Origin of the sequence: Lactobacillus leichmannii, assembly GCF_024701915.1 — a bacterium.
GTDB classification, from domain to species: Bacteria; Bacillota; Bacilli; order Lactobacillales; family Lactobacillaceae; genus Lactobacillus; species Lactobacillus delbrueckii.
This window is the reverse complement of sequence record NZ_QOCY01000044.1, coordinates 108,666-120,970: the sequence shown is the minus strand read 5'-3', so window position 1 is coordinate 120,970 and position 12,305 is coordinate 108,666. Positions and strand designations below refer to the sequence as shown.

The 12,305-nt window shown below is 52.2% G+C and carries 11 protein-coding genes and 1 tRNA gene; all 12 read right to left on the bottom strand.

The genetic code is table 11. The annotated features are described in order from the left end of the window. Window positions 1-8: 8 nt before the first annotated feature. Complete coding sequence (pcrA, locus tag DS743_RS05825; RefSeq protein ID WP_035183799.1) at window positions 9-2,270, bottom strand: DNA helicase PcrA; 2,262 nt, start codon at window positions 2,268-2,270, stop codon at window positions 9-11. A gap of 89 nt (window positions 2,271-2,359) precedes the next feature. Next, a complete protein-coding gene (locus DS743_RS05820; protein WP_003617011.1) occupies window positions 2,360-3,013 on the bottom strand; it encodes a glycoside hydrolase family 73 protein in 654 nt (217 codons plus the stop codon). 13 nt (window positions 3,014-3,026) lie between these two features. Further along, window positions 3,027-3,650, bottom strand: coding sequence for an ECF transporter S component (locus DS743_RS05815; protein WP_035183802.1), 624 nt, complete (start codon window positions 3,648-3,650; stop codon window positions 3,027-3,029). 117 nt (window positions 3,651-3,767) lie between these two features. Beyond that, window positions 3,768-3,853: transfer RNA gene (locus DS743_RS05810), tRNA-Leu, on the bottom strand. Window positions 3,854-3,883: 30 nt separating this feature from the next. Continuing rightward, a complete protein-coding gene (locus DS743_RS05805) occupies window positions 3,884-4,342 on the bottom strand; it encodes a SprT family protein (RefSeq protein WP_035161059.1) in 459 nt (152 codons plus the stop codon). Between the two features lie 42 nt (window positions 4,343-4,384). Beyond that, window positions 4,385-4,903 carry an ATP-binding cassette domain-containing protein gene (locus DS743_RS05800; protein ID WP_035183805.1) on the bottom strand — a complete coding sequence of 173 codons (519 nt, stop codon included), beginning with the start codon at window positions 4,901-4,903 and terminating at the stop codon, window positions 4,385-4,387. Between the two features lie 17 nt (window positions 4,904-4,920). After that, window positions 4,921-5,391, bottom strand: a complete 471-nt coding sequence (locus DS743_RS05795; protein ID WP_003614812.1) for a hypothetical protein — start codon at window positions 5,389-5,391, stop codon at window positions 4,921-4,923. 555 nt (window positions 5,392-5,946) lie between these two features. Beyond that, window positions 5,947-8,613, bottom strand: coding sequence for a calcium-translocating P-type ATPase, PMCA-type (locus tag DS743_RS05790; protein WP_035183810.1), 2,667 nt, complete (start codon window positions 8,611-8,613; stop codon window positions 5,947-5,949). A 205-nt stretch (window positions 8,614-8,818) separates the two neighbouring features. Further along, complete coding sequence (gene nadE / locus DS743_RS05785; RefSeq protein WP_002878098.1) at window positions 8,819-9,649, bottom strand: NAD(+) synthase; 831 nt, start codon at window positions 9,647-9,649, stop codon at window positions 8,819-8,821. 104 nt (window positions 9,650-9,753) lie between these two features. Beyond that, the gene (locus tag DS743_RS05780; RefSeq protein WP_004560662.1) at window positions 9,754-10,455 is read right to left on the bottom strand and encodes a glycosyltransferase family 32 protein; all 702 of its coding nucleotides are present in this window, start codon (window positions 10,453-10,455) and stop codon (window positions 9,754-9,756) included. Beyond that, window positions 10,452-11,552 (bottom strand): glycosyltransferase, encoded by a 1,101-nt coding sequence (locus DS743_RS05775; RefSeq protein ID WP_035183813.1) that lies wholly within the window; start codon window positions 11,550-11,552, stop codon window positions 10,452-10,454. Before DS743_RS05775 ends, DS743_RS05780 begins: the two co-directional genes overlap by 4 nt. Beyond that, complete coding sequence (locus DS743_RS05770) at window positions 11,552-12,286, bottom strand: WecB/TagA/CpsF family glycosyltransferase (RefSeq protein WP_035183816.1); 735 nt, start codon at window positions 12,284-12,286, stop codon at window positions 11,552-11,554. The genes DS743_RS05775 and DS743_RS05770 overlap by 1 nt, the downstream gene beginning before the upstream one ends. Window positions 12,287-12,305: the final 19 nt, after the last annotated feature.

The window sequence follows — 12,305 nt, the reverse complement described above, 5'->3', positions numbered from 1 at the left end:
TTCTTCACCTAAATTTTCTTGATCGGGGCAAAAGCCGCCAGCAGGCGCTTGTTGCCCTTGCTTGCAAAAGCAATGTCCAGTTCCATGTCTTCGCCAGAGCCGGTGACCTTGATGACCACGCCCTTGCCCCAGCTCTTGTGCTCTACCTGGTCGCCAGGGTGCCAGCCCTTCTTTTCAGCGCCGACGGCCCCGGCTGCCTTGCTGGCCCGGTGGATCTTAGCCGGCTGAGCAGCTTTGGCTTGGGACTTTTCGGCAAAAGGCAGCCGGTCCAGGTCTAAGAAGGAAGTGCTGGACTTCGGGGCAGTTGAAACCACGATGTCCAGGTCCTCATCCTTGATTTCACCGATGAAGCGGGACTGGGAATTATACTGCTTGCTGCCGTACATCATCCGGGTGTAAGCCGAAGTCAAGTAAAGCTCTTCCCTGGCCCTGGTAATGCCCACGTAAGCCAGGCGGCGTTCTTCTTCCAGCTGGTTCGGGTCTTCGTCCTTGATCGCCCGGGAAAGCGGGAAGATGTTGTCTTCCATCCCGATCAAGAAGACGACTGGGAATTCCAAACCCTTAGCCGCGTGCAGGGTCATCAAAGTTACCCGGTCATCGCTTTCTTCCAGGTCATCCTGGTCGCTTAAGAGGGATACTTCCGCTAAAAAGTCACTCAAGCGGCTGCTGTCCGGGTTTTCTTCTTCATTGTAATTGTCGTCAAAGCGCTTGGTAACCGTAGCGAATTCCTGCAGGTTTTCCAGGCGGGCGGCAGCTTCCAGGGACCCTTGAGCTTCTTCCTCCTTCAAGGCTTTGATGTAGCCGAAGTCTTCCAGGATCTTGTCGGTCAGTTCACTGACCGTGTGGTCTTGGGCGTAAGCAATGGCGGCAGTCAGCTGGTCGCTGAAGGCCAGGAGCTTTTTGGCAGCGGCGGAAGAAATCGGAGCCAATTCGACATTGCGTATGGCTTCGTAGATCCCGCCCCCCATTTCGTCGGCGAAGGCAGCCAATTTGCTAGTCGTAGCCTGGCCGATCCCCCGCTTTGGGACGTTGATGATCCGGTTGAAGCTCATGGAATCGCTGGGGTTGGCCACCAGCTTGAGGTAGGCCATGATGTCCTTGATTTCCTTGCGGTCGTAGAACTTGTGCCCGCCGACGATCTGGTAAGGGACATTGGCTTCAACCAAAGTTTCTTCCATCCCCCGGGACTGGGCATTGGTCCGGTAAAGGACGGCAAAGTCCTGGTAGCGGCGCTTCTTTTGGTCAACTTCTTCCTTGATCTTGGCAAGGACGAAGCGGGTTTCGTCCCGGTCGCTCTGGGCCTGGTAGTAGTGGACCTTTTCCCCGTCGCCCTTGTCAGTCCACAGCTTCTTGGCCTTCCGGTTTTCATTGTGGTCAATGACCGAGTTGGCCGCCTTCAAGATGTGGCCGGTTGACCGGTAGTTCTGCTCCAGTTTGACAGTTTGGGCATTCTTGTAGTCATGCTCAAAGTTGAGGATGTTTTCCATGTTGGCTCCCCGCCAGCCGTAGATTGACTGGTCGGCATCCCCGACAACGCAGATATTGTGGTAGCCGTCAGCCAGCAAGCGGCAGAGCTCGTACTGGGCCTCGTTGGTGTCCTGGTATTCGTCAACCAGCAGATAGCGGAACTTCTGCTGGTAGTAAGCCAGGGTATCAGGACTGGCCTTAAAAAGGGTCAGCGTCTGCATGATCAAGTCGTCAAAGTCCAGGATCTGGTCTCTTTCCAGGATGGCCTGGTATTTCTTGTAGACGTCGGCGACAACTTTTTCAAAAGGACCGACCGCGCTGGCCTCATACTGCTTCGGGGTCTGCAGGCGGTTCTTGGCATTGGAGATCTGGCTCAAGATGTTGCGGGGCAGATATTGCTTGGGATCCAGGTCCAGCTGGCGGAGGATGCGCTTGACCAGGGTCACCTGCTCTGAAGGGTCAGCGATGGAGAAGTCCCGGTCATAGCCGATCAAGTGGCCGTCCCGGCGGAGGATGCGGACGCAGAGGGCGTGGAAGGTGGACATCCAGATGCTTTCAGCCTGGTCGCCCAGGAGCTTGACTTCTCTTTCCTTCATTTCTTTAGCGGCCTTGTTGGTGAAGGTGATGGCCAGGATGTTCCAGGGAGCAACCCGCTTTTCTTCCACCAAGTAGGCAATCCGCCTGGTCAAAACTGAGGTCTTCCCACTGCCGGCCCCGGCGATTACCAAAAGGGGCCCTTCAGTCGTCTTGACTGCCTGGACCTGTTGCGGATTCAAACCTTGTAAAATCGTTGCTTCAGACATGCTTTACCCTTTCAAAAATCAAAAAACTTAGCTTATCCATTATAGCAAAAAAAGCTGCCAAAAAGCTCTGGCAACCCTGTTAAACCTGCTTAATTATCGTACTTATTCAGGTTGTATTGTTCAATTAAATTGATGAGTTTGGTCGAGTAGTCCGGGTCGGTGGCATAGCCGTCAGTGACCAGGGCCTTGGCCTGGCTCTTATAGTCCTTGGCCGCCAAAACGTCCTTGTACTGGTCCTTGTTCCAGCTGGTTCCCTGCTGGAAGAGGCGGACATGGGCCCGGATCGAGGCTTCATAAGAATCATAAATTTGGAAGCGGGCCTTGACGGTCACCCACTTGCCGTTGCTGTACTCCTTGGTCGTCATCACGGCTGAAGTGTTAGGGTTGGTCCCCTTGACCCCGAAGAGATTGTTGTACTTCTGGGACAAGGCGCTTTGCCCGTAGTTGCTTTCCAGGCAGGCCTGGGCGATAGTGATGCTTGGCAAAAGACCGGTCCCCTTGTCAACCTTTTGCGAGATCGGCCCCACCTTTTGGATAAAGGCTTTCTTTTGCCGCAAAAGCTTAGCGGCTGCTTCCTGCTTGGCCAGTTCAGCCTGGCGGATCTGTTCTTGCTGCAAGGCCTGGCGGCGGTAGTAGCGGAAGGCCACGAACAAGCCCAGGCACAAGAGGATGATGGCAAAAACGCGGACCACGAGGATAGTGGTCGTCTGCTTGCCCTTGCGTGTTTTTCTGTGTCCAGCCATACTTATCTGCTTTCTAGCGCCGCTTAAGGCGCTTCTTGAGGGGCGCGGTAATGAGCGGCGTGATCAAGCCGCTGAAGACTGCTTCCAAAATGCCGTTGACGGCCAGGGCCGTAAAGAGGATGACCAGCAAAGACTGCCCGCTCTTGGCCCCCAGGGCTAAAGCCAGCTTCTGGGGATGACTGAAGTAGACCAGGTCAGACAAAAGGATCACCATGAGCGTGTTGACCGCTGAAGCTAAAAGGCCGCTTAAGGCGTAAGCCAGAGGCTTTCCGCTCTCCTTCTCCCATTTATCAGCCAATTGCCCAGCCAGGCCCGCTGCCCAGCCAGCAGCAAGCCGGGGCAATAAGGCAATCAAGGGGTTCTGGAAAAGGAGAATGGTAACCAGGCCATTAGGAGCAGCATAGGCCCTAAGCAAACTAGTCAGGCCCCAGGCCAAGCCAAAGGCCGCGCCGGCTTTCGGCCCTCTTAAAGAGGCAAAGACCGCGACTGTCAGCGGAATCGTGGTGATGGCCGGCAGGCCCGGCAAAATCGTGATGTAACCCACATTAGGAATAAAAGCTTCCAGCAGCAGAATGGCCACAAAGACCGCGCTGACCGTCAGGTTCAAGGTCTTCTGTCTGGCTTCAGAATCGTACATTTAGCACACCTTCTATTCATCTTGCATTGTGTTCTATCAATTATAACAGATTGGAGGAAAAGCAGGTTTTAAGAATCAACAAAAAAGGAGCCGTTTTACAACGACTCCTTATCTTAGTGCGGACGAGAAGACTTGAACTTCCACGACCAAAAGCGGTCACAAGATCCTTAGTCTTGCGCGTCTGCCAATTCCGCCACGCCCGCAAACACATTAACATTTTAGCAAAGCCGCCCTCATTTGGCAAGGGGGCCGGCAATTTTTTCCAATTTTCCCCGGCAGCGGCCGCAGAAATACTTCTTGACGTTGACCTGCCGCTGGCGCCAGTAGTCCTGCCCGCATTGCCGGCAGCGGTAGTGCCAGCGGCTTCTTTTGTTCTCTTCTAGTCTTGGCGCATAGCGGCTGCCGCCTACCTTTTGCAGTAAAAGCTTGAAGTCCCGGTCTTTATGCTGGTAGCCCAAGCCGGCCAGGTGGAGGTGGTAGTGGACCAGTTCATGTTTGATGATGCCCGGCAGATAATGGAGATTTTCTTCCTTAAGAAAGAGCGGGTTAAATTCCAGGTGATGGTCGGATAATTGGTAGCGGCCGCCAGTAGTCTTCAGGCGGCGGTTGATTTTCGCTTGGTGGAGAAAGGGACGGCTGAAGGATTCAAGGGAGATGCTTTCGACCAGCTGCTGCAGTTCTTGTTCACTAATCATGGGATTATTGTAGCTAGTCAAGGCGGAAAATGCCAACTTTTACTCTTCGGCCAGCAAGATCCCGTCTTTCATTCTTAAACGGCGGTCGTAGACCAGGCCGGGAATTTCGTCGTGGCTGGCCACGATGACGGTCTTGTTTTCACTGCGCAAGTCTTTCATAAGGTTAACGAACCCGAGCTTCTGCCGCATCCCGACTGAGTAGTTGCCGACGGATTGCGGGTTATCCGGATCCAGGTCAAAGGCCTTGAGCAGGTCCCGGGTCTTTTCGGGTTGGAAGCGGTGGTTGAAGTGACCTAAAAAGGTCAAGTTGTTCCAGGCAGTTTCATATTCGATAAAGCCAGGGTTTTCGATCAGGGCACCAAGGTAGTCATCCTTGTCAGTGTGGATCTCCCCGCTGTCAGCTTTTAAGAGGCCGACGATGATTTTGAACAGGGTGGACTTGCCGCAGCCGTTGACACCGGAGATGTGGACCAGTTCACCCGCTTGGGTTTCTAAAGAGATGTCCTTTAATACGGCCAGTTTTTTAAAGCTCTTCTTAACATGTGCCACTTTCAACATACAAACTCCTCCTCGACTTAGAGTATATACATGTGGTGGATGGCCCGCCAGAGAGGGTCATAAATATTAGCGTATTTCGGTAAAAGCCAGCTCTTCTCCAGCCAGTAATGGTAAAGAATGGGTACTGTACTGGCAAAAACGATAATAAAGAAAGGATATTTAGTCTTGATGCAGAGCAAGATCAGCATAAAGCAGGCAATGAACAGCAGGTAATGCATCAAAAGCAAGAGGGTGCCCTTCCAGGCCGGGCCATAGCGGAAGCAGGGATTCTTGTCAAAGAAATAGGGCACGATGGAGAAAACAAGGTAGATGGCCAAATCTAAGAAAAGCAGCTGGGCCAGGCGCTGGTCAAAGTAATCCATTTTGCCGCGGGGAGCCAGAAGCGGCCGGACTGAGCGGAAAGAAAGGATTTGGACAGCTGCCATGACGGTTAGACCTGGCTGGATGTATAAGCTGATCAAGTTGGCATTCAGATAATACATTGGCATCTCGCCTTCTCCGCCATCCATCGCAAACTGCAGGCCACAGCCCAGACTAACCACAAAGTCCAAAAAGAGTGTTATGGCAATTAGGCGCTGATAACGCGTTTTTAGCATAATTTAACCTTTCTCTACATTCTTCATGTACCAAATTCTTAACAAAACAGCAGTTAGCGTAATATAGAAAACTGCAGTCGTCGCGTAATTTAGGTAATAGATTGCCGGTAATGGATTCTCCACCATAACATTCGCTAGTGGATTAATAATGTTGGTAGTATCCCAGATATTTGAAACAGTAAATAAAGTCCCTCCAATCTCAGTTGATATGTTTTCAGTTAACGTTATCATAAAACCGACAACTGCCCCTAAAAACAGACAAAGACTATTTTTCTTAACAAACAAAGCCACACTGAACCTTATTATTTACTCCAACTCTCTCGTTATTATTAACATAATATAAAGATCATTGCAGCCGATTCAAGTCCCCACAATTTCACCGTACCTCTTTTCACGCAGCAAAAAATGCCTGGACTTACGTCCAGGCATTTTTGTGAATTATTATCTTTAATTATTCCGTTGATCAGCTTTTCTCTCAAAGAACTTGACGATTTCGACGATCACGATCATCAAAACGCCCATCCCCAGAACAGTCAGCCATTGGTCCAGGTGCAATTCTGAAACTGAGAAGACTCTGGTCAAGAATGGCAATTCAACTGCCGCCATAATCAAGGCTGACAGAACAATCGCGCCATTGAACCACTTGTTGGCAAAAGTGCTCTTTTGGAAAATAGACTGCTTCAAGTACTTAGAGTTGACCGCGTGGAAGAGCTGGATCAGACCCAAAGTCAAGAAGGCCATGGTCAACGCGTCTTCATGCGGGTTAGTCCCCTGCGGCAAAACGTGCAGACCCAAACCATAAGCGGTCAAGACCAAAGCACCTTCCAGGATCCCCTGGTAGACAATTGAGCTGGCCACGCCACCTGAGAAGAAGTTAGAATTCTTCCCCCGCGGCTTCTTATTCATGATCCCCTTTTCAATCGGTTCAACACCCAAGGCAATCGCCGGCAGGGTATCAGTTACCAAGTTGATCCACAAAAGCTGCACTGGCTTCAAAACATCCCAGCCCAGCAAAGTCATCAAGAAGACCGTCAATACTTCGCCGACGTTGCAGCTCATCAAGTACAGAATCGCCTTCTGAATGTTGGCAAAGACCTTCCGCCCTTGCTTGACCGCTTCCACGATCGTCGCGAAGTTGTCGTCAGCCAGAACCATGTCGGCCGCGCCCTTGGAGACTTCCGTACCGGTAATCCCCATGCCGACCCCGATGTCGGCCTGCTTCAGACTCGGCGCGTCGTTGACCCCGTCACCAGTCATGGCCACGATCTTGCCATTTGCCTGCCATGCCTTCACAATTCTAACCTTGTGTTCTGGTGAAACCCGGGCATAAACACTGTAGTCACCGACATGCTTGGTGAAGTAGTCGTCGCTCAGCTTATCCAATTGCGCCCCGGTAATCACGGCATCGCCGCGGCCCTTTTCAACCAGGCCCAGCCGTTCGGCAATCGCCTGCGCCGTAACTTGGTGGTCACCAGTAATCATGATCGTTCTGATCCCGGCCCGGTGAGCTTCCGCGATCGCGTCCTTGGCTTCCGGCCGCTCTGGGTCGATCATGCCGACCAAACCGGCAAAGATCAGATCTTGTTCAACATTGTCAGTCGTCGGGTCAGCGTATGGCTCAGCAACAACCTTGTAAGCCATCGCCAAGACCCGGAGGGCTTGCTTGGCCATTTCATTGTTGCTTGCCAAAATGGCTTTCTTTTGTTCAGCGCTGATTTCGCTCAGCTCGCCGTTGATGTTGACATACTTGACTCTTTCCAAAAGCATGTCCGGCGCGCCCTTGACGGCAACCATAAACTGGCCGTCATACCTGTTGACCGTACTCATCAACTTCCGGTCAGAGTCAAATGGTACTTCCTGTACCCGTGGGTGTTCTGCCAAAAAGTCTTTAACTGGCAGATCCTTGTGGAAACCGAATTGCACCAGGGCAGTTTCAGTCGGGTCACCCAAGAGTTCCCCGCCGTCCTTAATCTTGGTGTCGTTGGCCAAAAGCATGGTAATCAAGGCCTGGTTGGTCAAGTCGATGTCATCGCTGGCATCATGCAGGATCCCGTCGTAGTAGACCTTTTCCACCGTCATCCGGTTCTGGGTCAAGGTACCAGTCTTGTCAGAAGCAATGATATCCGTTGCCCCCAAGGTTTCAACGGCTGGCAGCTTTCTGACGATGGCCTTATGGTCAGCCATGGTCTGGGTACCCAAGGCCAAAATGATCGTCACGATCGCCGGCAGACCTTCCGGAATAGCGGCAACCGCCAGGGAAACCGCCGTCAAGAACATGTCGATCAGCAAAGCATTCATCGGTTCATGCTGCGGGTTCCGGATAACCCCGATAATAAAGACGACCACACAGATGGCCAGGATCATGTAAGTCAGGGTCTTGCCCAGCTGGTTCAAGTTCTGCTTAAGAGGAGTATCAGTTTCATCAGCTTCGTTCAGCATCTTGGCGATGTTGCCGACTTCCGTGTTCATCCCCGTAGCGACAACCACACCTTCCCCGCGCCCGTAGGTCACGTTGGTGCCGGAGTAAGCCATGTTGATCCGGTCACCTAGGGCAATGTCCTCCCCCTGCAGGGTTTCATTACTCTTTTCCACCGGAACTGATTCCCCAGTCAAGGCAGCTTCTTCAATCTTCAAGCTTTTTGCTACCAAAAGACGCAGGTCGGCCGGGACCACGTCACCGGCTTCCAGCAAGACCACGTCACCTGGCACGATATCCGTTGACGGAATTTCAATTACCGCTCCGTCCCGGCGCACCCTGGCGCTTGGCGTGGACATGTCCTTCAAGGCTTCAATTGCTGCTTCTGATCGGGCTTCCTGGATCACGCCCAGGACCGCGTTCAAAAGCACAACTACTAAAATAATCCCCGCGTCTGTCCATTCCTGGGCAACTACCCCGGACAAAACAGCGGCAACCAGCAGGACGATGATCATCAAGTCCTTGAATTGGTCCATGAAGCGGGCAAACATTGAACGTTTCTTCTTGCCGGCCAAAGCGTTCGGGCCGTATTGGTCCAGGCGCTTCTTTGCTTCAGCCGAACTGATCCCGTGGTTGGCATCCGAGCCAAACTCGGCTAAAGTGCCCGGGATGTCCTGGCTGTAATACTTCTTAGCCACAGTATTTTCCTCCTTTAAAAAGAAAAGAGACTTACGTGCCCCTTAACAAAAGCACATAAGTCTCACTAATTAAGACAAGCCCAGGAAACCAACACGGCTCCCGGTTGTTGGGCTTGTCGCAAGCTATGCTTGCCGTTACTCCCTTATGACATGATTAATATAGCAAAAATTGGCACTTGAAACAAGTTTTTTACCAAATCTGCCCCTATTTTTTGTAATAATCATCAAAAATTGTAACCGGCAGGTGGCGTTTGTGCTCGCTCTTGGTCCACAATTCTTCGATTCTTTCCGCTGCCTTCTCGCTGACTTCCCGGCCTTCCAGGTAGTCATCGATTTCCTCGTAGGTCACGCCCAAGGCAACTTCATCTGGCAAGGATGGCTTTTCTTCTTCCAGGTCGGCCGTCGGGGCCTTCAAATAAAGGTGTTCCGGGCAGCCCAAAGCAGCCAAGAGCTGCTTGCCCTGCCGCTTGTCCAAACGAAAGAGCGGGGTTAAGTCAGCCGCGCCGTCACCATACTTGGTGTAAAAACCAGAGACGTTTTCGGCCGCGTGGTCAGTCCCCACAACCGCGCCCTGATTGGCCCCGGCAATGGCATACTGCATGACCATTCTTTGCCGGGCCTTGATGTTGCCCTTGTTAAAGTCGGTCACTTCCACGCCCGTTTCCTTCAAGGTAGCCACCATGGCGTCAGTGGCTGGCTTGATGTTTTCGATCAAGTCCACGTCCGGCTTGATGAAGGCTACCGCGTCAGCGGCATCAGCGGCATCGGCCTGGACGCCGTATGGCAGGCGGACGGCGATGAACTTGTAGCTGTCATCGCCAGTTTCTTCCCGCATTTCGGAAATTGCCATTTGAGTCAGCTTCCCGGTCAAGGTTGAGTCCTGGCCCCCGGAAATCCCCAAAACATATGACTTCAAGAAGGGGTTAGCCTTCAGGTAATCCTTTAAGAAGTCAACTGTCTTGCGGATTTCTTCCTGGGGATCGATTTCCGGCAAAACGTGCTCATATTCGACAATTTTCTTTTGCAACTCTCTCATTTGCTGCCTCGCAATCTTCTACTTTGTATTTTCTACCTTTAATTATACTCAAAAAATGCAGTCCCTGCTTTCAGAAATGTATTTTCACGAGATTCTTTAAAAAATTAGCGTCTGAAGAGCTGGTAGTAAATTTTCGCAGTTTTTTGACTGCGGATATGTAATTTCAAAAAGGTGACCAGGTCGTGCTTCCAGGAATTTTTCCCTTCCAGCCAGGTCCCGGTAAAAAGGTGAATGGACCGGGACTGAGGGGAAGGGTTGCAGAGGATCCCGTCTGGATAAACATGAATTCCCTCCTTTAACACTTGCTCTTGGTTGCCAGTCTTAAGGCCATACTTTTCTTTGAGAATTTCCGTGACGGACAGAGAGTTGACCCCGGCCAGCTGGTCCTTTTGGTCAAAGGCAAAATCCAGGTCGTCATAGTAGTGCAGGATGTCAGCCATAAAAGGATGCCCCTTCTCTGCCGCGATGATGGCCGCTGACAAGTAGTCATTGTTTTCAAAGCCGATAAAGGCCCGGTCATTTAGCAAGCCGGCAAAATCTTTTAAGACCATGACATCGGTGTCCAGGTAGATCCCGCCCATTTCATAGAGGGCCTTGGCCCGGACATAGTCGGAAACGAAGGCCCACTTCTTGGCCTGGTAGGCCTGCTTGACATATTTGTTGGCATTCAGGTCCAGCTTGTCTTCATTCCATTCGATGATTTCGTAGTCCGGCAGGCGCTTTTGCCAAGAGGCCAGACAGGTCTGGATGGTCTTGGACTTGGGATTGCCGCCCACCCAGACATAGTGGATAATTTTGGGAATCATGCTTTTTCTCCTTGCAGGCAGGCCTGGTAGCCGGCCAGAACGTCAGCCAGTTGCCGGTCCAGGGAAAAGTGCTGGCAGGCATAGGCTTTTTCCGTTTGGGCAATTGCTGCTAATTCTTCTTTTGGCAAAGCGGCGATTGCTCTTAACTGGTCAGCCATGGCTTTTTCCTCGTTGACCGGCATGACCCAGCCTTTTCCTTCTGGAATCAGTTCCCTGGCCCCGCCCACGTCAGTTGCCAAAAGCGGGAGCAGGTTGTCAGCTGCTTCCAGCAAGACTAGGGGGAAGCTTTCTGAGTAAGAAGACAAGACGGCCAGGTCCATCTTCCGGTAGAGCTGCCTTAATTCTGCTTGGGTCAAAAAGCCGGTGAAAGTCACTTGGTCTGTTAAAGCCAAATCCTGCCGTAATTTTTTTAAGTCCGCTTCCTGGCTACCGCTGCCGGCGATATAGAGGTGAGCTTGCGGCAAATTGGCTGCTTTAAATGCCTTGAGCAAAAGATCTTGTCCCTTGACCTTCTCCAAGCGGCCAACATTGATGATGTTGAAACCGGCGTGGTCTTCCTTGCCTGCTATATTTCTATTGTCCCTAAAGCTAATCCCGTTGTAGATAACGTAAATCCGGCCGGGCTTTACTCCATAATTCAGCAGGATTTTTTCAAAACGAGGAGTGATGGCGAAGACACCATCGGCCTGCTTGATCGCCCGCAGGTTCAGCTTGGTAAAAATCTTCCCAGCGATTCCCCGCCCTTCAAAGTCGATCGCGGGATCCGAGTGGACCGTGATCAACCAGGGACAAGGCAAGGATGACTTGATCAAGCTGACAAAAAGGTTGGCCCGGGCCCCATGGCTGTGGACCAGGTCGTAATGTCCATCCTTGATTGTCTTTTTCAGCCGCTTGAGCAGGGCCAGGTCGTAGCGGCTGGAGCCGCCCAAAACGATAGTCTTGATCCCCTTTTCCCGGGCAGCCTGGGCAACCGGTCCTTCCGCGAAGGTCAAGAGGTCAAAGTCCTGCCCCGCCTTTTTGGCCTGGGAGAGCAGGTTCACGATATGAGTCAGCCCGCCTCCGCTTTCCAGGCCGGCGTTGATGTGCAGTACTTTCATTATTGCTGGTCCTGCTTCTTGCTCTTCTTAACTTCCACGACGAATTTGGGCAAAACCATCATCCGGCCGATCCGGCTTGGTTCCTTCAAAAGACGGTAGAACCATTCCAGGTGGGCGTCCTGAAAGAGCTTCGGTGCCCGCTTGACGGCGCCGGCGAAGACATCAAAGCTGCCGCCCACCCCCATCATGCTGGCTGACAAGTTTTGCTTGCGCAAGATGGCCAGGAGCTTCTCCTGCTTGGGAAAGCCCAGGGCCGCGAAGACCAGGTCGGGCCCGCTTTGGGCGATCCGGCTGGCAATTTCCGGCAGGGCGTCTTTGGAGTAGCCATATTCAGCGCCAACTAAGTCGATGCCCGGGTAGTCCTTGGCAATTTTTTCCTTAACGGCGGCGATCACGGCTGGCTTGGCCCCAATCAGGTAGACCCGCAAGTGGTCTTCATTGGCGATTTGCAGGTACCAGCAGAAGAGGTCGTAGCCGGTTACTCTCTCCGGCAGCTTCAGCCCCAGCATCTTGGCCCCCTTGATGATGCCGATCCCGTCAGCCGTCACGTAGTCAGCCACATTGTTGATGATTTCCCGGTATTCCGGGTCTTCCTTAGCGGCCATGACAATTTCCGGGTTGGCCGTGACCACCAGGGTGGATTCTTTTTTCCGCAAGCGGTCCAAAAAGCGGTCTTCAAATTCCGCCAGGCTGTACTTGTCGAAGCCAACGCCCAAAATGTTTATTTTTACCATGCTTACACGCTTTCTTTGT

Bases quoted from the DNA above. Each gene is read 5' to 3' on its own strand.
- pcrA (WP_035183799.1), bottom strand. From the start codon at position 2,270: ATGTCTGAAGCAACGATTTTACAAGGTTTGAATCCGCAACAGGTCCAG.
- DS743_RS05820 (WP_003617011.1), bottom strand. From the start codon at position 3,013: ATGGCTGGACACAGAAAAACACGCAAGGGCAAGCAGACGACCACTATC.
- DS743_RS05815 (WP_035183802.1), bottom strand. From the start codon at position 3,650: ATGTACGATTCTGAAGCCAGACAGAAGACCTTGAACCTGACGGTCAGC.
- DS743_RS05800 (WP_035183805.1), bottom strand. From the start codon at position 4,903: ATGTTGAAAGTGGCACATGTTAAGAAGAGCTTTAAAAAACTGGCCGTA.
- DS743_RS05795 (WP_003614812.1), bottom strand. From the start codon at position 5,391: ATGCCAATGTATTATCTGAATGCCAACTTGATCAGCTTATACATCCAG.
- nadE (WP_002878098.1), bottom strand. From the start codon at position 9,649: ATGAGAGAGTTGCAAAAGAAAATTGTCGAATATGAGCACGTTTTGCCG.
- DS743_RS05780 (WP_004560662.1), bottom strand. From the start codon at position 10,455: ATGATTCCCAAAATTATCCACTATGTCTGGGTGGGCGGCAATCCCAAG.
- DS743_RS05775 (WP_035183813.1), bottom strand. From the start codon at position 11,552: ATGAAAGTACTGCACATCAACGCCGGCCTGGAAAGCGGAGGCGGGCTG.
- DS743_RS05770 (WP_035183816.1), bottom strand. From the start codon at position 12,286: ATGGTAAAAATAAACATTTTGGGCGTTGGCTTCGACAAGTACAGCCTG.